The sequence below is a fragment of the Claveliimonas bilis genome, from assembly GCF_030296775.1.
Taxonomy (GTDB): Bacteria; Bacillota; Clostridia; order Lachnospirales; family Lachnospiraceae; genus Claveliimonas; species Claveliimonas bilis.
Window position 1 is genome coordinate 1,422,681 of sequence record NZ_AP027742.1, and the last position, 19,340, is coordinate 1,442,020.

General features: G+C 45.8%; 14 protein-coding genes. 11 read left to right on the forward strand and 3 right to left on the reverse strand.

Annotated features, from left to right (window positions below):
- The first annotated feature begins 22 nt into the window (after positions 1-22).
- The gene (locus R2J37_RS06870; protein WP_230106463.1) at positions 23-985 is read left to right on the forward strand and encodes a carbohydrate kinase family protein; all 963 of its coding nucleotides are present in this window, start codon (positions 23-25) and stop codon (positions 983-985) included.
- A gap of 41 nt (positions 986-1,026) precedes the next feature.
- Here the strand turns inward: R2J37_RS06870 and R2J37_RS06875 are convergent, their stop codons facing one another.
- Both R2J37_RS06875 and R2J37_RS06880 read right to left on the reverse strand, forming a co-directional pair.
- Entirely contained in the window at positions 1,027-3,114 is a 2,088-nt protein-coding gene (locus R2J37_RS06875; RefSeq protein WP_316266816.1) for a glycogen debranching protein, read from the reverse strand.
- A gap of 133 nt (positions 3,115-3,247) precedes the next feature.
- The gene (locus R2J37_RS06880; RefSeq protein WP_230106461.1) at positions 3,248-3,703 is read right to left on the reverse strand and encodes a helix-turn-helix domain-containing protein; all 456 of its coding nucleotides are present in this window, start codon (positions 3,701-3,703) and stop codon (positions 3,248-3,250) included.
- A 196-nt stretch (positions 3,704-3,899) separates the two neighbouring features.
- Between R2J37_RS06880 and R2J37_RS06885 the strand changes: the two genes are divergently transcribed.
- The 8 genes from R2J37_RS06885 to R2J37_RS06920 all read left to right on the forward strand — a co-directional run bounded on the left by R2J37_RS06885 (position 3,900) and on the right by R2J37_RS06920 (position 13,473).
- Positions 3,900-5,084 carry an iron-containing alcohol dehydrogenase gene (locus R2J37_RS06885; protein WP_316266818.1) on the forward strand — a complete coding sequence of 395 codons (1,185 nt, stop codon included), beginning with the start codon at positions 3,900-3,902 and terminating at the stop codon, positions 5,082-5,084.
- Positions 5,053-6,456, forward strand: a complete 1,404-nt coding sequence (locus tag R2J37_RS06890; protein ID WP_256193937.1) for an MATE family efflux transporter — start codon at positions 5,053-5,055, stop codon at positions 6,454-6,456. Before R2J37_RS06885 ends, R2J37_RS06890 begins: the two co-directional genes overlap by 32 nt.
- 2 nt (positions 6,457-6,458) lie before the next feature.
- Positions 6,459-7,409, forward strand: a complete 951-nt coding sequence (locus tag R2J37_RS06895) for an ornithine cyclodeaminase family protein (protein ID WP_316266821.1) — start codon at positions 6,459-6,461, stop codon at positions 7,407-7,409.
- 2 nt (positions 7,410-7,411) lie between these two features.
- Positions 7,412-7,789 (forward strand): Rid family detoxifying hydrolase, encoded by a 378-nt coding sequence (locus R2J37_RS06900; protein WP_230106457.1) that lies wholly within the window; start codon positions 7,412-7,414, stop codon positions 7,787-7,789.
- Positions 7,790-7,818: 29 nt separating this feature from the next.
- Positions 7,819-8,649, forward strand: a complete 831-nt coding sequence (locus R2J37_RS06905; protein WP_230106456.1) for an Mrp/NBP35 family ATP-binding protein — start codon at positions 7,819-7,821, stop codon at positions 8,647-8,649.
- Between the two features lie 194 nt (positions 8,650-8,843).
- Positions 8,844-10,178, forward strand: coding sequence for a putative DNA modification/repair radical SAM protein (locus tag R2J37_RS06910; RefSeq protein WP_230106455.1), 1,335 nt, complete (start codon positions 8,844-8,846; stop codon positions 10,176-10,178).
- Complete coding sequence (locus R2J37_RS06915; RefSeq protein ID WP_230106454.1) at positions 10,150-10,929, forward strand: TIGR03915 family putative DNA repair protein; 780 nt, start codon at positions 10,150-10,152, stop codon at positions 10,927-10,929. The genes R2J37_RS06910 and R2J37_RS06915 overlap by 29 nt, the downstream gene beginning before the upstream one ends.
- A 144-nt stretch (positions 10,930-11,073) precedes the next feature.
- Complete coding sequence (locus R2J37_RS06920; RefSeq protein WP_316266824.1) at positions 11,074-13,473, forward strand: ATP-dependent DNA helicase; 2,400 nt, start codon at positions 11,074-11,076, stop codon at positions 13,471-13,473.
- Here the strand turns inward: R2J37_RS06920 and R2J37_RS06925 are convergent.
- Positions 13,455-14,336 carry a LysR family transcriptional regulator gene (locus tag R2J37_RS06925; RefSeq protein WP_230106452.1) on the reverse strand — a complete coding sequence of 294 codons (882 nt, stop codon included), beginning with the start codon at positions 14,334-14,336 and terminating at the stop codon, positions 13,455-13,457. The genes R2J37_RS06920 and R2J37_RS06925 overlap by 19 nt on opposite strands.
- 94 nt (positions 14,337-14,430) lie before the next feature.
- Here R2J37_RS06925 and R2J37_RS06930 point away from each other — a divergent pair, with 94 nt between their 5' ends.
- Positions 14,431-15,129 carry a TIGR01906 family membrane protein gene (locus R2J37_RS06930; protein WP_230106451.1) on the forward strand — a complete coding sequence of 233 codons (699 nt, stop codon included), beginning with the start codon at positions 14,431-14,433 and terminating at the stop codon, positions 15,127-15,129.
- A 212-nt stretch (positions 15,130-15,341) separates the two neighbouring features.
- The gene (locus R2J37_RS06935; protein ID WP_316266826.1) at positions 15,342-19,145 is read left to right on the forward strand and encodes a phosphoribosylformylglycinamidine synthase; all 3,804 of its coding nucleotides are present in this window, start codon (positions 15,342-15,344) and stop codon (positions 19,143-19,145) included.
- Positions 19,146-19,340 lie beyond the last annotated feature (195 nt).

A 19,340-nucleotide genomic window follows, 5' to 3' on the forward strand; every position in this document is an offset into this window, starting at 1 on the left:
GACGAAAATAAGGAGGAAAGATATGGAGAAGAAGTATGATGTTGTGGCATTGGGAGAGCTTTTGATTGATTTTACGGAAAATGGTTTAAGCAGCCAGGGGAATCCTCTGATGGAGGCAAATCCGGGGGGAGCGCCCTGCAATGTACTGGCTATGCTGAACAAACTGGGAAAGAAGACGGCCTTTATCGGAAAAGTGGGCCGGGATCAGTTTGGAACCATGCTGAAAACAGTAGTGGAGGAGAGCGGAACAGATGTCACAAATCTGATGATGGACGATGAGGTTCACACCACACTTGCCTTTGTCCATACCTTTCCGGATGGGGATAGAGAATTTTCTTTTTACCGGAATCCGGGAGCGGATATGATGCTGAAGAAAGAGGAAGTCGATCCCGAGATCATAAAAGCGGCAAAAATTTTCCACTTCGGTACTTTGTCCTCCACTCACCCGGAAGTGCGGGAAGCTACAAGGTATGCCATTGATGTGGCAAAAGAGAACGGCCTTTTGGTTTCCTTTGATCCTAATTTAAGAGAGCCTCTCTGGGACAGCCTTGAGGATGCCAGAAAAGAGATCGAATATGGTCTTGGAAAATGCGACATTCTGAAAATTTCCGATAATGAGATGGAATTTATGACTGGAACGGACGACTACAACAAAGGTGTGGAGATGCTAAGAGAAAGCTATGATATTCCTCTTATCTTTGTGACTCTTGGAAAAGAAGGAAGCAGGGCATATTACAAGGACATGATCGTAGAGGTAGCTCCTTTCATTAGAAAAGATACTATTGAGACTACGGGGGCGGGCGATACTTTCGAGGCGTGTGCTTTGAATTATGTGCTGGAGCATGGCCTTGAGAATCTGACAGAAGAAAATTTAAAAGAGCTTCTTCGCTTTGCAAATGCAGGAGCATCCATCATCACAAGCCGCAAGGGAGCTTTGAAAGTGATGCCGGAAAAAGAAGAGATAGAAAAAGTCCTGGGCTTATAAGCCCGGGACTTTTTATTTAGCGGAACTCTTTGTTCCAGCACCTATGGGTGGGAAGCCACAAGAATAACCACGGAGCGTTCTCCAATAAGAAAGTGATCGCAGGAGAGCACAGGAAGGGGATCATGAAACAAGAGGTGTTCCTGATCGCCGGTATTGACAGCAAAGTGCCAGCAAAGCCCCTCTGGGAGATGGGGAACCTGGATATCATGGGCTTCCCAGTGTACGTTAATGGCGAGAAAAACAATGTCGTCTCTGGCAGCATCCGCGTCATAGCCGGCAAAGAGAACTCCGGCTACCCCGATTCCGCTTGAATCGGGAGACTGCCATGGTATTTCAGAGTGAAAACTTACGTCGGGAAGATCATAGCGGCAGCTTTTTCCGGAACCTCGAAGAACCGGATGATTTTTGCGGAAATGGATCATATACTGGAAAAAAAGGAAGATATCCTGGTGTTTTTCAAGAAGGGTCCAGTCGAGCCAGGAGATCTCATTGTCCTGACAGTAAGGATTGTTGTTGCCGAACTGAGTATTACAAAATTCATCTCCTGCAAAAAACATAGGGGTTCCCCGGCTGCACATCAGCACTGCGCAGGCGTTTCGGATCATCTTCATGCGAAGGGAGAGGACATCCGCGTCATCTGTATCTCCTTCAGCGCCGCAGTTCCAGCTGCGGTTGTCGTTGGCCCCGTCTGTATTATCCCAGCCGTTTGCCTCATTATGTTTTTCATTGTAAGCGTAAAGATCATACAATGTAAAGCCATCATGGCAGGTGAGGAAATTGACAGATGCGTGGGTGCCTCTGATTTCCGGATCGTAAATATCCGGGGAACCGGCAATTCGGCAAAGAGCTGCAGGTGTGTATTCAATCTGTCCTTTCAGGAAATTTCTCATATCGTCCCGGTAACGTCCGTTCCACTCACTCCATCTCCGGAAAGAAGGAAAATTTCCCACCTGATAGAGACCGCCTGCATCCCAGGCTTCTGCAATCAGTTTTGTATTTCCAAGCACAGGATCAAAGGCAAGGCTCTTAAGAAGGGGAGGATGTTCCATGGGAGAACCATCTTCATTTCTCCCCAGGATGGAGGCAAGATCAAAGCGAAAGCCGTCAATCCGGTAGGTAGTCACCCAATACCTGAGGCAGCTTTGGATCATCTGCTGTACAACCGGGTGATTACAGTTCATGGTATTTCCGCACCCGCTGAAATTGTAATAGCAGCCTTCCGGAGTGAGCATGTAATAAATATTGTTGTCAAATCCTTTGAATGAAAAGACAGGCCCCTTTTCATTGCCTTCGGCTGTATGGTTGAAAACCACATCCAGAATGATCTCAATTCCGTTTTCGTGGAGTTCCTTGACCAGTTCTTTCAATTCCAGTCCTTCCCGATTATATTCAATATCAGAAGCGTAACTTGTGTTGGGAGCATAGAAGCTGACAGTGCTGTAGCCCCAGTAGTTAAGGAGCTGATGTCCGTCTACGGTGCGTTCATCCATCAACTCGTCGAATTCAAAGACGGGCATCAGTTCCACGGCGTTTATACCCAGAGACTTCAAATAGGGTATTTTTTCACGCACCCCGCGAAATGTGCCGGGAGCAGTCACATCCCGGGCCATCTTTGTGAACCCCCGGACATGGAGTTCATAGATGATAAGATCCTCGATGGGCGTGCAGAGCTGCGGTTCTACTCCCCAGTAAAAGTTGTTTTTGACAACTCGTGCCCGATAGCCGCTCTTTTGGACTTTCTTTCCCCAGGTGCTCTGTCCGGTGATGGCTTTGGCATAGGGATCGATCAGAATATTTTTTTTGTCAAAGATCAATCCCTTTTCCGGTTCATAAGGCCCATCCAGGCGGAAGGCATATTCAAATTCCTCCACATCCAGACCAAACACGATCATGGAAAAAACGTGGCCGATCCGGTAACTGTCCGGGATGGGGAGTACAGCATATGGCTCTTCGGCTTCCCTGTGAAAGAGAAGGATCTCACAGGAGAAGGCATTTTGGGAATGGACCGTGAAGCTGACGCCGCCCGGAATGGCCCATGCGCCGAAATATTCATAGAGCCCGGGACGGACGGGAAAGCCTTTAATCGTATCCAATGGTTTCATATGCTGCGGCAGAGTTTCTTTGATCATAAATGAAATGCCTCCTTTTGTGAGCAAAATGACATGTGACATTAGATTTTCCTGTGTTTATTATATGCGGGATATGGAGGAAAATCAATGGAAGAGCCAAGTGCCTCTTTAGAGTCTGCCCTTTAGAAGCGGATCATAACCGGAACCTGTCATCCAAAAGAGCAGAAAGCCTTTCCTGATAGCGAAATTGTAAAACGGAACCGGCAAAAACAAGTCCGATGCCGATGAAGATAACAATAGCCTGGCGCGGAGAGGATGGAGCCATCAGGCCGCCTATTATAAGACCGGTTCCCGCGCCACAGAGAAAGTCTGTCACAGCCTTCTGACGTTTGAAAGACCCGCGTATGCGCTCCTGGTCAATGGTTTTTACCATTCTTGGATTTTCTTTCAATATCTGATCCAGAGAAACAGAGAAGCGGTCGCTTATTTCAATCAGTGTTTTCAGATCCGGATAATTTTTTTCATTTTCCCAATTAGATACGGTCTGCCTTGTGACATGGAAGAGTGCGCCAAATTCTTCCTGGGTCATATTGCAGGCTTTACGGATATTACTGATCTTTTTCCCGATATCTATATCATTTTCTTTCATGGCGGGTTCTCCTTTCAATAAAGAGTCTGCTGTTACTGCTATTATGACGGAAGTCCATATGAAAAGTAAAGCAAGAAACGTTTGACATGCGGGGCAATCCGGGTTTTTGTCCGCAGAGAACCGGTCGGATTGAATTGGCCGGTTTCTTGTGATACAATGCAAATGAATAGAAAATTGCAGCGCAAGGGGGTCTTTTATGAAAAATTTTGTACAGTATGCGCCAACGGAAATTGTATTTGGCGAAGATGCCGAGAATGAAGCGGGAAGACTCGCAAAAAAATGGGGCGGAAGCAAAGTACTGGTTATTTACGGCGGCGGGAGCGTAAAACGAAGCGGCCTTCTTAATAAGGTGGAGGAGGAGCTGGAAAAAGAAGGAATTGACTATGAAGAGCTGGGAGGCGTACAGCCTAATCCGCGCCTTGGACTTGCAAGAGAAGGTGTGAAAAAGGCAGTCAGCTTTCAGGCAGATCTGATCCTGGCGGTAGGCGGCGGAAGCGTCATTGATACAGCAAAGGCGGTAGCCATTGGAGCAGCAGATCCGGGAACAGATATCTGGAGCTTCTGGATGGGAGAAAAGGCAGTGACAAAAGCGCTTCCGGTAGGTGTGATCCTGACTATATCTGCAGCGGGAAGTGAGACAAGCGATTCGGCAGTGCTGACAAATGAGGAGACAGGGAAAAAGGCCGGGATCAACACGGATTTTAATCGGCCGAAATTTGCAGTTATGAATCCAAAGCTTACCTACACTTTGCCGAAATATCAGCTTACATGCGGAATTGTAGATATTATGATGCACACGCTGGAGAGATATTTTACGCCTGTAGACGGCAATGCTCTGACAGATGAGATTGCAGAAGGACTTTTAAGAACCATGATCACATACGGAGCGAAAGCTTATGAAGATCAGACGGACTATGACGCCATGAGTGAGATCATGTGGTGCGGAAGTGTTTCGCACAATAATTTAACCGGACTTGGACGTCCAAAAGATTTTCTCTGTCATAAGCTGGGACATGAGATCAGCGGTATGTTTGATGTGGCTCACGGAGCGACTTTGTCTGCTGTGTGGGGAAGCTGGGCCAGATATGTGTACCGGATCGATGTTTCAAGATTTGCCCGCTATGGAAGACGGGTGTGGGGAATTGAGGAAGAAGAGGACGAGGCGGCAGCAGTCAAAGCTATCGAGAAAACAGAAGACTTTTTCCGTTCTCTCCACATGCCGGTGTGCATAGGTGAGTTGGAGATCGGCGTTCAGCCGGACGAGATCCTTCGGAAACTGGCGGACAGTGCGACAAAGGGGAATACGATTCTCCTTGGGGCCTTCAAGAAAATAAACGCTCAGGATGCATATGAGATATACAAGGCAGCTAACCACAACTAGTCCGGAAATCGACTGGAAAGGATTTTATAGAAGCGTCTTTGCACTGGTGCTTCCGCTGGCGTTGCAGAATCTGATCAATGTAGGCGTGACGGCGGCAGACGTGATCATGCTTGGAAAAGTAGGAGAAAAGGTGCTCTCCGGAGCCTCTCTGGCCGGGCAGGTTCAGTTTATCATGACGCTGATCTTCATGGGGATTACATCGGGAGCTACGGTGCTCACGGCACAGTACTGGGGAAAACAGGATACTGAAACCATTGAAAAGGTACTGGGAATGGGGCTTGTGGCAGGAATCGGCACTGCGCTTGTCTTTGCCGTGGCAGCGATCGGCGCCCCGGAAATGCTGATGCGGATTTATACATCGGACGTTCAGGTGATCAGTGAAGGGTCAAAGTACTTGAGGATTGTAGGGCTTTCCTATCTTTTCATGGCAGTGACCCAGGTCTATCTGAATATTATGAGAAGTATTGAGAGAGTGGCTGTGGCTACGCTGATCTACCTTATTTCTCTTCTGGTAAATATTGGGATCAATGCTCTTTTGATTTTCGGACTTTACGGCGCACCGAAAATGGGTATCGTAGGAGCGGCCATCGGGACCCTGTGTGCCAGGATCACAGAGACAGTTCTCGTTTTGTGCTATGCATTTTTCCGCAATAAGACGGTAAGGATCCGATTCCGGTATTTTATCCGTATTGACAGAGTTTTGCTGAAGGATTACATGGTCTATGCCATGCCGGTGGTGCTCAATGAATTGATGTGGGGACTTGGAAGCTCGGCAAATACAGCGGTGATCGGTCATCTTGGAAGCGCGGCTGTGGCGGCCAATTCTGTGGCCCAGGTGGCAAGACAGCTGGCGACGGTCGTGGTGTTTGGGATTTCTCATGCAACGGCCATTTATCTGGGGAAGACGATCGGTGAGAAAAAGCAGGCTCATGCAAAGGCATATGCAAAGCGGTTTGCCGGACTTAGCCTGATCTTAGGGGCAGCGGGAGGGGCGGTTATCCTGATCGCAGCGCCTATTGCAAATGCAAATCTGGCTCTTTCTGGACAGGCAAAGAGTTATCTTATTTTTATGTTTTTCGTGATGTCGTATTTTACAGTGGCGCAGTCATGGAATACGACTATGGTGGTAGGAATTTTTCGCTCCGGAGGCGATACAAGATTCGGGCTTATCATGGATGTGTCTACCATGTGGGGATGTTCTATTTTGCTGGGGGCAGTGGCAGCATTTGTGTTTCATGCCAGTGTACCTGTAGTCTATGTGATCCTGATGAGCGATGAGCTGATTAAGGTACCTATTACGTTAAAAAGATATTTCAGTTATAAATGGCTGAAAGATGTAACAAGAGAAAAAGAAGAATTGGGAGGAAGATGAAAATGCTTTTTTTAGGAAAGGAAGAAATTGAAAAACTGACAGATCCTCAGGAGATGATGGATCAGATTGAGGAGGCGTATCGTATTTTTGGCGCAGATGAATATTATATGCCGCCGCGTCCGGTGATCGAACATGAAAACAAAACGCTGATTTACATGCCCTGTTATACAAAGAGCATTATCGGGACAAAAATGCTTACGATTTTCCCGGAAAATGCAAAACTTGGACTGCCGTCTATCGATGGCCTTGTTATCCTCAATGACCAGGTGACAGGCGCTCCGCTTGCTGTATTGGACGGGCAGGCTGTGACTGCATGGAGAACCGGTGCAGTGGGCGGAGTAGGTATGCGCCATCTGTCCAGAAAGGATGCTCATACAGTAGGAATCGTAGGAGCCGGTATGCAGGGATTTTACCAGGCAGTCTATGCGTGCGCTGCAAGGGATATTAAAACAGTGTATATCTGGAACCGCACCAAGAAGGACCTGACAGATTACATAGAAAGACTGAAGAAGACTATTGATAATCCGGCAGTGGAAGTAGTACAATGTAATACAGTGGAAGAATTAGTCAAAGCAAGTGATATCATCTGTACGACAACAGCCGCTACGACTCCGGTGCTGCCTGACGATAAAGAGCTTCTGGAAGGAAAATGTATTATCGCCATCGGTTCTTATACGCCGGAAATGCGGGAGATACCGGATGCAGTATGGGATCTTGTAGACAATGTATACATTGAACTGCCATATGCATGTGAGGAGAGCGGAGACTTAAGCGTACCTCTGGCAGAAGGCCGTCTGACAATGGATAAGGTTGTTTTGATGGACAAGTTCCTGGCATCGGATGCAGATGAAGATGAGATTGCAAAGAAAACCACATACTTTAAATCTGTAGGCATGGGTCTTTTTGACGTGTGTGTCGCACAGAAATTATTAGAAAAGGCAAAGGAGAGATAGAAATGAAAGTAGTAGCAACAGAAAAAGCACCAAAGGCATTGGGACCATATTCACAGGGATATATTTACAACGGCGTATTTTATGCAGCAGGACAGATTGCCATTAATCCTGCTACAGATGCAGTTGAGGCAGAGACAATTGAAGGGCAGACAGAGCAGGTATGTAAAAATATCGGAGAACTTCTTAATGCCGCTGGAACCACTTATGACAAAGTTATCAAGACAACATGTTTCCTGGCAGATATGGGAGACTTCGGTGCATTCAATGAAGTATATGCAAAATATTTTACGTCCAAACCGGCAAGAAGCTGTGTCGCAGTAAAAACACTTCCAAAGAACGTACTGTGTGAGATCGAAGTGATCGCAGCAGTAGAAGAATAAAACGGAAGATCAGAAAAGAGGTAAAAGACATGGCAGAGCAGCAAAATGGTTGTTCCCCTTCCGACTGCGCCGGATGCGCGCATGCGGATTCCTGTGGAAGTAAACCCCAGGATATGAAGGAACCGGCAAATCCATTTTCTCATATCAATAAAGTAATTGCAGTAGTAAGCGGAAAAGGCGGTGTCGGCAAGTCCATGGTGACAGCTTCCCTGGCAAGAATGATGCGCCAGCAGGGATTTTCCGTCGGAATCCTTGATGCCGATATCACAGGCCCGTCTATCCCGAAAATGTACGGCCTGCATGAGAAGGCTAAAGGAAGCGAGCAGGGAATTTTCCCCTGTGAGGCGAAGGACGGAACAAGGATTATGTCCGTCAATCTTCTTCTGGAAAACGAATCAGATCCGGTGATCTGGAGAGGGCCGGTTATTGCCGGCGTGGTGACACAGTTCTGGACCGACGTAATGTGGGGAGAGCTGGATTATCTGTTTGTAGATATGCCGCCCGGAACAGGAGATGTGCCGCTGACAGTATTCCAGTCCCTTCCGGTGGACGGTATCGTCATTGTGACATCCCCGCAGGATCTTGTGCAGATGATTGTGGAGAAAGCTTATCATATGGCGGAAAAAATGAATATTCCGGTTTTAGGAATTGTAGAAAACTACAGTTATCTCGTATGTCCGGACTGTGGAAAAAAGATTTCTGTCTTTGGAGAAAGCCATATTGAAGAAGTGGCAGCAGGGCTTGGCATACCGGTTCTCGGAAAAATGCCTGTAGACGCAGGGCTGGCAGAGCTGGTAGAAGAAGAACGTTTCTATGAGGCTGACAACCGGTATCTGGAAGATGCGGTGAATAAGATTTGATTTCAATTTGGGACGTAACACTTTTTAAAAGTGTTACGTCCCAAATTACGTTAAACGGTGTGTTTTTTTGCGCCAAACGGTGGGTATTTTTGTATAAGGTGGTGTAAATCCGTATAAGTATATATTGACAACAAGAACATATGTTTGTATAATTAGCACAAACATATGTTCTTGTTTGCGGAGGGGATAATAAAATGAAGTTACAGGAATCCATGTCAGTATATGAAAAACTCAGGATTTTAACAGATGCTGCAAAATATGATGTGGCCTGTACGTCCAGCGGAACGGAGAGGAGAAATGATGGTACAGGGATTGGAAGCTGCGCACAGGCGGGAATATGTCACAGTTTTTCAGCAGATGGCAGATGTATCTCTCTTTTAAAGATCCTTTTTACAAATGAATGTATTTATGACTGTAAATACTGTATCAATCGCCGAAGCAACGATGTGCCGAGAGCCTCTTTTACCCCGGATGAAATTTGCAGTTTGACAATGGAATTTTATAGAAGGAATTATATAGAAGGCCTTTTTTTAAGTTCCGGTGTTCTGCACAGTCCAGACTATACGATGGAACTTATTTACGCTGCCCTCTACAAGCTGCGTACAGAATTTCATTTTCAAGGCTATATTCATGTCAAAGCGATCCCTGGAACAAGTCAGGAGTTGATCCAAAAGCTTGGTTTTCTTGTGGACAGAATGAGTGTTAATCTGGAGCTTCCGACAGCCGAAGGATTAAAACGTCTGGCGCCCCACAAAACAAGGAAAAATATACTTTCTCCTATGCGTCTTGTGCAGAACAGAATGGAAGAAAATAAGCAGGAGATTCAGGTGTACAGACATGCGTCTCGTTTTGTCCCGGCAGGACAGAGCACACAGATGATCATAGGGGCGACTCCCGATACAGATTTTCAGATTATCCATGTGGCGGAATCTCTTTATAAAAAATTTGGGCTGAAAAGAGTATTTTACTCTGCTTTTGTACATGTCAATGAGGACAGCAGTCTTCCGGCAAGGACAGGGGAGGGGCCGCCTCTTCTTAGAGAGCACAGGCTTTATCAGGCTGACTGGCTGCTTCGGTATTATCATTTTGAAGCAAAAGAGCTTCTTACGGAGGATAATCCTAATTTTAATGTCCTGTTGGATCCGAAATGCAACTGGGCCCTGCGGAATTTGGGCATTTTCCCGGTAGAGATCAGCACCGCGAACTATGAGACTTTGCTAAGAGTCCCGGGAATCGGTTATCGCTCGGCAGGCAGGATTGTCAAAGCCAGGAGGTATGGAAAGTTGAGCTTTGAAGATTTGAAAAAAATGGGGGTAGTATTAAAGAGAGCACTATATTTCATTACCTGCGGCGGAAAGATGATGTATCCGGTAAAGATAGAAGAGGATTACATTACGAGAAATCTTCTGAATACAAAAGAAAAACTTCCGGAAGGAATAGATGGGATGACTTATCGCCAGATTTCTTTGTTTGACGATGTGAGATTTCGGGAGGGATGTTATGAAAATAGTATATGTGTGCAAAGATAGTATTACGGGGATTTTTTCGGCAGTATATGAGGCGTGGAAGAGGAGAAATGAAGGAAGAGAACTTAGTATAGCGATACAGGGAAGTGTGGAGCCGGCGCTTTTTTGTGAATACCAGGAAATTGAAGAGTCAGAGAGGAAAGCGGCAGCTGTGGAGAAGATGATTCTTAAAAATCTGGGAAGTCTTGTATACCGGGATTTGTATTATGCATCGCTGTCAAGAAACCTGGAAAAGGGAGATGCGATTCTGGGGACTTTGCTTGCGGCAAGAAAAATTCCGGACAGCAGAAAGATTATGGATCATCTTGGGGAAACACATGTAGAAAAAGTATTTGAATTGAGCAGAAATGTAGGGGAAGAGGCTCATTTGCTGACAGGGTTTATAAGATTTCGGGAGCTGGAAAATGGAGTGCTTTTATCAGAAATTACGCCTAAAAATCAGGTGCTTCCCTGTCTGGGGCCTCATTTTCAAGATCGTTTTCCGATGGAAAACTGGATGATATATGATAAAGGGAGACAAATGTTCGCGGCACATGAGGCTGGAAAACAGTGGGTTTTGGCAGAAGGAGAAAAGCTTGATGAAGAAGTATCCGGACGGTTGTCCGAAAAAGAACTTGAGTTAGAAGAACTGTGGAAAATGTTTTGCAGAACAATCGCTATCAAAGAAAGGAAAAATCCGGTCTGTCAGAGAAATAATCTGCCGCTGTGGTACAGACAGAATATGACAGAATTTCAGGAAATCCATGCAAAGTGACAAAAATGCATACCGCTTGGCGCAGAAATACACACCGATTCATTCAAAAATACACACCATTTACTGCAAATTGGGACGTAACACTTTTTAAAAGTGTTACGTCCCAATTTGCAAAATCTACTATCCTCTACTATAATGAAAAGCATGGAAGAGCAAGTGATTAGAATATCTGTCCGTGCCCTTGTGGAATTTATCCTGCAAAGTGGTGATATCGACAACCGTATTGCCTCCGCCGACAAGGATGCCATGCAGATGGGAGCCCGTATGCACCGGAAGATCCAGCGTCAGATGGGAAGCAGCTATCATCCGGAAGTAACGATGAAGATACAGGTTCCTTTTGAAGGATTTACTCTGCAGATAGAAGGCCGTGCGGACGGAGTGATGGAGACGGATGAAGGAACCGTCATTGATGAGATCAAGGGAGTTTTTAAGAATCTGGATACAATGAAAGAGCCTGTGCAGGTACATCTGGCACAGGCAAAGTGTTATGCTTTCATTTATGGGGAGCAGAACGGTCTGGACAGTATGGGAGTCCAGATGACCTACTGTCATCTGGAGACAGAGGAAATCCGCCGTTTTCGCAGCGAATATGAAATGGAGGAACTGCGGAAATGGTTTTATGAACTGACGGATCAGTATGAAAAGTGGGCAAGATTCCAGGTGGAATGGAAGAAACTTAGGAATCAGTCCATTAAGCAGACGGAATTTCCCTATGAGTACCGGGAAGGGCAAAAAGATCTGGTTACGTCAGTTTACCGGACAATCCTGCGGAAGAAGAAGCTTTTTATCCAGGCTCCTACCGGGGTGGGAAAGACGATGGCAACAGTGTTCCCGGCAGTGAAAGCAGTGGGGGAAGGGCTGGCGGAAAAGCTGTTTTACCTGACTGCAAAGACCATTACCCGCACAGTGGCACAGCAGGCTTTTGAAATTTTAAAAGAGGGGACGCACCGGGAAAACGGGCAGATATCAGAAAGTGAGCAGATGAGGTATAAGACAATCGTGCTGACTGCCAAAGAGAAGATATGTTTTTGTGATAAAGCGGAATGTAATCCGGATTACTGCCCCTATGCAAAAGGGCATTATGACCGGATCAATGATGCGGTTTATGAGATGATAACAGAGACCGACGATCTAAGCCGGAGCGCCATTGAGCAGCAGGCAAAAAAGTGGCAGGTCTGTCCGTTTGAGCTGGGGCTAGATCTGTCGCTTTGGGCAGATGCAGTGATCTGCGACTACAATTATGTGTTTGATCCGAACGCAAGACTGAAACGCTTTTTTGGAGATAATGTAAAAGGTGAGTATCTCTTTTTGATCGACGAGGCCCACAATCTGGTGGAGAGGGGCCGGGAAATGTACAGTGCCAGCTTGTACAAGGAAAATATTATGAAAGTGCGACGGCTGGTAAAGGAAAGAGACGGAAAGCTTGCACGTCAGCTGGAGGACTGTAATAAGCAGCTCCTTGCTCTCAAACGGGAGTGCGACGGCTGCCAGGTGCTTGGAAGTGCCGGGGGTATCTACCTGAAGCTGCTCTCCGTTATGGCGGAAATGGAGCGTTATCTGGAGGAATGTACGGAAGAAGAGATACGGGAGGAAGTACTTGCTCTTTATTTTGAGGTGCGGATGTTTGAGACGATTTATGAGAGGCTGGATGAAAATTATATGATTTATTCGGAAATCGATAAGGAAGGAAAATTCCAGATCCGGCTTTTCTGTGTAAATCCCTCGGTCAATCTTAAGGAATCTCTGGATAAGGGCATCAGCACAGTATTCTTTTCGGCAACCCTTCTGCCAATCCGGTATTATAAAGAACTTTTGAGTACAGAAAAGGACGACTATGCAGTCTACGCCAGGTCGGTTTTTGATAAAAAGAATCGCCTTTTGATGGTAGGAAACGACGTCAGCACCAGATACACGAGGCGGGGGGAGAAAATGTACCGCCGCTATGCCCTTTATCTGAAGGAAATGGCCCTGGCAAAAACAGGGAATTATATGGCGTTCTTCCCCTCTTACCGTTTTATGGAAGAGGTATATGAATGTTTCCTGGATATGGTGGAAGAGGAAAACATCCAACTGGACTGTCTGATCCAGGCTCCCTATATGTCGGAAGAAGCAAGAGAAATCTTTTTAGAAGGATTTGAAGAGGAAAGGGATGTCAGTCTGATGGGATTCTGCGTCATGGGCGGTATTTTTTCAGAAGGAATCGATCTTTCCGAAGACAAGCTTATCGGAGCGGCGATCATAGGAACCGGATTGCCCCAGGTGTGCAGGGAAAGAGAACTTTTGAAGGAATATTTTGATAAAAAAGAAATGCGAGGGTTTGATTACGCCTATGTATATCCGGGTATGAATAAAGTGCAGCAGTCAGCGGGAAGAGTAATACGGACCGAAGAGGACAGGGGGATTATTCTCCTTCTGGATGACCGTTTTCAGGAGAAACGTTACAAAGAAACCTTCCCGCGGGAATGGGAAGGCTATCAGATGTGTAATATAAAAAATGTAAAAGAAAAAATCCGGAAATTCTGGGATCAGACCTCTTCAAAATAATTTAAAAAAGCAGATGCAGCTTTGGACAGGGGAAGGTGCTGACTGTGAACAGCAAGAAGCTCTCTGGATGGAAGTTCCTCCTTTGTCTTAACCACAAAAAGGTCCGGATCATCTGGTGGAATGCAGTAGTCGGGAAGGAAAGCGATTCCCAGACCGATGCGCGCCAGATCGATCAGAAGATCATTGCTGCTAAGCTCTGCTTCCGGCACCAGATCCAGGTGATGCTGTTGGAACAGATTATGGAGAAATTCACTGGTAGTGCTTTTTTTGTCCAACATAAGGATTGGATATTCCAGCAGTTCCTGGAAGGAAAGCTGGCGTCCCTTCAGTTCTTTGAAAGACTGATTTGCCAGAAAAACATCCTGGAAAATTTTGATCCTTTTTATTTTTGTCACGCTTCCCAGATAGGCATTGGGAGAGTTTACCACAATGAAATCCACCTGGCCGGAGTTTAAAAGTTCCACGCTTTGTATGGAAGTTGCATTTGTGACTTTAATATGGGCACCGGGAAAAGCCTTATGAAACCGTTCGATAAAGGGAACAAGAAAATAGCGGCAGATGGTGTCGCTGGCTCCAATGCGGATCTGCCCCCCTGTAGAGGCAGAATCAAGAAGCTGGGCCTCGCCCCGTTTAATAAGATTCATAGCAGGTTCCACATGGCGAAGGAGTATTTCCCCCTCTGGCGTGAGCTGTACTTTTTTCGTGCTGCGAATGAAAAGCACCTGGTCCAGCTTTCGCTCCAGAGTCTTGATAGACTGGCTGACAGCAGACTGGGAAATGAACAGCTGCTTGGAAGCTTCAGAAAAGCTTAAGGTGGAAGCTACATAATAGAAAACTTTATATAATTCGTAATTAATATCCATGATAAGTCCTCCTAATAAGTTCATAAGTATTATAAGGGAAAAGATAAAAAAATACAATCACAGAATAAAAAACAGCAAAAGAAAGGGGAAAGACATGAAAAAAGTACAGGGCATTACTGCGGTCATAGGAATGTTTCTTCTGATCATCGCGATCTTGATCACAAGCTTTCAGGCAGCAATTTACGGAGATCCGGAATATAAGTTCTATGAAAAAGAGTATGAGAAATATCAGGTTACGGAATCTTTGCAGATGGAGATGGAGGACGTCATGGATGTGACGGAAAAGATGATGGATTATCTTATTGGAAAACGTCCCGAACTTTCCGTAGAGACAACAGTTAACGGGGAAAAGCAGGATTTCTTTAATGAACAGGACAGACTCCATATGGCGGATGTGAAGAATCTTTTTCTGGGAGGCCTTGCGCTTCGCTGGTGGCTTCTGGGCATTTTTGCTCTTTTGATGCTGGTGTTGATTTTTCCTTTGAAAGCAGACTGGAAGCGCGTTTTGCCCAGAGCCTATTTTATTTCCCTTGGGATTTTTCTGGTTCTTACAGTTTTCCTGGGAGTTTTATTTGCCTCGGATTTTACAAAATATTTTACCATTTTCCACGAAATATTTTTTACTAACGATCTGTGGCTTTTTGATCCGTCTACAGACCTGATGATACGGATGCTTCCGGAAGGATTTTTCTACGACATGGTTATGCGGATAGGGCTGTATTTCCTTGGGGGACTGGCAATTTTTGCAGCTGCTTTTGCCTTGATAGGGAGGTTTGGCAGAAAAAAGAAATAAAATAAGAAATACTTATAAATAACTTTAGTTATATTAACTTTATTAATAATAAACCTCATGGTATAATAAACACAGAATGTGCAGTTCGGGATGGTATCATCAGCCTGAGTTGTTTCACAGGGGCAATATTTAGAAAGACCGCAGCATGTAAAGGAAGTTTTGCCTCCTTTCCGGGTGCGCGGCAGAAACAAAATAGTAATGGAGGAAGTTTTATGGGTAATGTAAGACGTGTATATGTGGAGAAAAAGCCGGATTATGCAGTACAGGCAAAGGATCTGCGGCATGAGATCAGGGGATATCTTGGAATTGATTCCCTGGAAAATGTACGTGTGCTCATCCGCTATGATATAGAAAATCTTTCAGACGAAACGTTTGAAAAAGCGTGCAAAGGTATTTTTTCGGAGCCGCCGGTAGATACCCTGTATCAGGAAGAATTTCCGGTAAAGGAAGGAAGCAGAATTTTTTCAGTAGAATTTCTTCCGGGACAGTTTGATCAAAGAGCGGACTCTGCCGTACAGTGTGTGCAGTTTATTAAGGAAGATGAAAAACCGGTGATCCGCACTGCAACTACCTATGTAATAGAAGGGAATATTTCAGATGATGCGTTTGAGGCGATTAAAAATCACTGTATCAATCCGGTAGATTCCCGTGAGACAGGGATGGAGAAGCCGGATACCCTGGTGACAAAATTTGAAGAGCCGGCAGATGTGATCATTTTTGACGGATTTAAGGATCTGGATGAAGACAAGCTGAAGGAACTCTATGATTCCCTTGGACTTGCCATGACATTTAAGGATTTCCTTCATATTCAGAATTATTTTTCCGCGGAAGAAAAAAGAGATCCTTCCATGACAGAGATCCGCGTTCTGGATACGTACTGGTCAGACCATTGCCGCCATACGACATTTTCCACGGAACTGAAGGAAGTAACATTTGGCGAAGGGGATTACAAAGCTCCGATAGAAGAGACTTACCGCCAGTATCTTGCAGATCACAGCGAGATTTTTAAGGGCAGGGAGGATAAATTTGTCTGTCTGATGGATCTGGCGCTTATGGCAATGCGCCGTCTGAAGAAGGAAGGAAAACTTCAGGATCAGGAAGAATCAGAAGAAATTAATGCCTGCAGTATTGTTGTTCCGGTGACCGTAGACGGCAAAGAGGAAGAATGGCTTGTAAACTTTAAAAATGAGACTCACAATCATCCTACAGAGATTGAGCCTTTCGGTGGGGCGGCAACCTGTCTTGGAGGAGCGATCCGCGATCCGCTTTCAGGCCGTACCTATGTTTATCAGGCAATGCGCGTGACGGGAGCTGCAGATCCTACTGTCTCTGTAAAAGATACCATGAAAGGCAAGCTGCCACAGAAAAAACTGGTAAGAGAGGCAGCGCACGGATACAGTTCTTACGGAAACCAGATCGGACTTGCCACAGGAGCGGTCAAAGAAATTTATCATCCGAATTACGTGGCAAAGCGTATGGAAATCGGTGCTGTATTAGGCGCGGCTCCGCGTCGGGCAGTAATCAGGGAGACATCAGATCCGGGAGATATTATCATTCTTCTTGGCGGACGTACCGGCCGTGACGGCTGCGGAGGAGCCACCGGATCTTCCAAAGTCCATACAGAAGAATCCATTGAAACCTGCGGTGCAGAGGTGCAGAAAGGAAATCCGCCTACAGAGAGAAAGATACAAAGACTTTTCAGAAGAGAAGAAGTCAGCCGCCTGATCAAGAAATGTAATGACTTTGGCGCAGGCGGAGTCTCTGTTGCCATTGGAGAGTTAGCTGACGGCCTTAAGGTGGATCTTGATAAGGTACCGAAGAAATATGCAGGACTGGACGGAACAGAGATCGCGATTTCAGAATCCCAGGAGAGAATGGCTGTTGTTGTAGATCCAAAAGATGTAGAACAGTTTATGGGATATGCAAAGGAAGAGAACCTGGAGGCTGTGGAAGTGGCAGTTGTCACCGAAGAACCGAGGCTGGTGCTTTCCTGGAGAGGAAAAGAGATCGTCAATCTTTCCAGAGCATTTCTTGATACAAACGGCGCTCATCAGGAAACAGCGGTAGCTGTGGATATTCCAAACAGAAAAGACAGCATTCTGACAGAGAAGGCAGAGGTTGCTGATGTAAAAGAAAAATGGCTGGATACATTAAAAGATCTGAATGTATGCTCACAGAAAGGCCTCGTGGAAATGTTTGACGGATCCATTGGAGCTGGCTCTGTATTCATGCCTCACGGAGGAAAGTATCAGATGACAGAGACCCAGGCAATGGTAGCCAAACTTCCGGTACTGAAGGGAGACTGCGATACTGTCACGATGATGAGCTATGGCTTTGACCCCTATCTTTCCAGTTGGAGTCCTTATCACGGAGCAGTTTACGCAGTGACGGAATCCGTTGCAAAAATTGTTGCAAACGGGGGCGATTACAGGAAGATCCGCTTCACATTCCAGGAATATTTCCGTCGGATGTCGGAAGATCCGCATCGCTGGAGCCAGCCGTTTGCAGCGCTTCTTGGAGCTTACAGCGCACAGATCGGTTTCGGTCTTCCGTCCATTGGAGGAAAGGACAGTATGTCCGGTACATTTGAAGATATCGATGTTCCTCCGACCCTTGTTTCTTTTGCGGTAGACGTTGCCAAGGAAAAGGATATCATTACACCGGAACTTAAGAAAGCCGGTAGCAAGCTTGTATGGCTTCGCATACCGAAGGACGAGTACGATCTTCCGGTTTATGATAAAGTGATGGAGCAGTACGGAAAATTTGCAGAGGACATCAAAGAGGGAAGAATTCTTTCCGCTTATGTTCCGGACCGTCATGGAGTGATCCCGGCAGTCAGCAAGATGGCTTTTGGAAACGGTATGGGTGTGAAAATAGAGCACAGCATGGATCCAAGAGAACTGTTTGCACCGGCATTTGGCGATTTAGTGGCAGAGGTTGCAAAAGACAAGGTAGGCGAACTGCAGATTTCCTACACAGTGATCGGTGAAGTGACAGCAGACGGAACATTCGCATATGGCGATACGGTGATCGGACTTGACGAGGCGGAAGATGCATGGAAGGGAACACTGGAGAGAGTATTCCCGACTACTTCCGGCGCAGAGGAGGATCCGGCTGCCTATTTCCTGGCAGAAAAGGAAACAGAAGAGGGAAGACTGGATGAGGATGGGTGCTTCCATGCGGCTAAGGTGCATATCTGCAGCCATAAGATCGGGCAGCCTACTGTATTTATACCGGTATTCCCTGGAACAAACTGCGAATATGACAGCGCAAAAGCTTTTGAAAGAGCCGGGGCAAAGGTGATCACCAAAGTATTTAAGAATATGGATGCGGCAGATATCGTAGATTCTGTACAGGTATTTGAAAAGGCCATCGGACAGTCTCAGATCATCATGTTCCCAGGCGGGTTCAGTGCAGGAGACGAACCGGACGGATCTGCAAAATTCTTTGCAACCGCATTCCAGAATGCGAAACTGAAAGAGGCGGTAGAAAAGCTTCTTGGAGAGCGGGACGGACTTGCACTTGGTATCTGCAACGGTTTTCAGGCGCTGATCAAACTTGGCCTTGTTCCAAGCGGAAAGATCATCGGACAGACAGAAAACTCTCCGACTCTTACCTATAATACTATTGGACGTCACATTTCCAAGATGGTATATACAAAAGTAGTGACGGACAAATCTCCGTGGCTTGCCCAGGCACAGCTTGGCGGTGTGTATGTGAATCCGGCTTCTCATGGCGAAGGACGTTTTGTTGCGCCTAAGGAGACAATTGAGGAATTATTTGCAAACGGTCAGGTTGCCACACGCTACTGTGATCCGGAAGGCAATATTTCCGTCGGTGATGAAGAATGGAACATCAACGGATCTTATTTTGCCATCGAGGGAATTACAAGTCCGGACGGAAGGGTTCTTGGAAAGATGGCTCACTCAGAGAGAAGAGGACGCAGCGTAGCAGTTAATATTTATGGAGAGCAGGATCTGAAGATTTTTGAATCCGGCGTCGCTTATTTTAAATAGTCAAGTAAATGCATTTTTACTCATACAATGTTGCAATCCGTTTTGGGAAAATGCACGAAACGGATTGCAAAATGCAGGAATGAAAGTATAAAGTTGCAAAAAAATAATAAAAAATGCAAAAAACACTTGTGTTTTGCCTTGAAATATTTTATCCTTTTAAAGAGGCAAAGAAGTCACAAAGAGTGGGCAGATTGT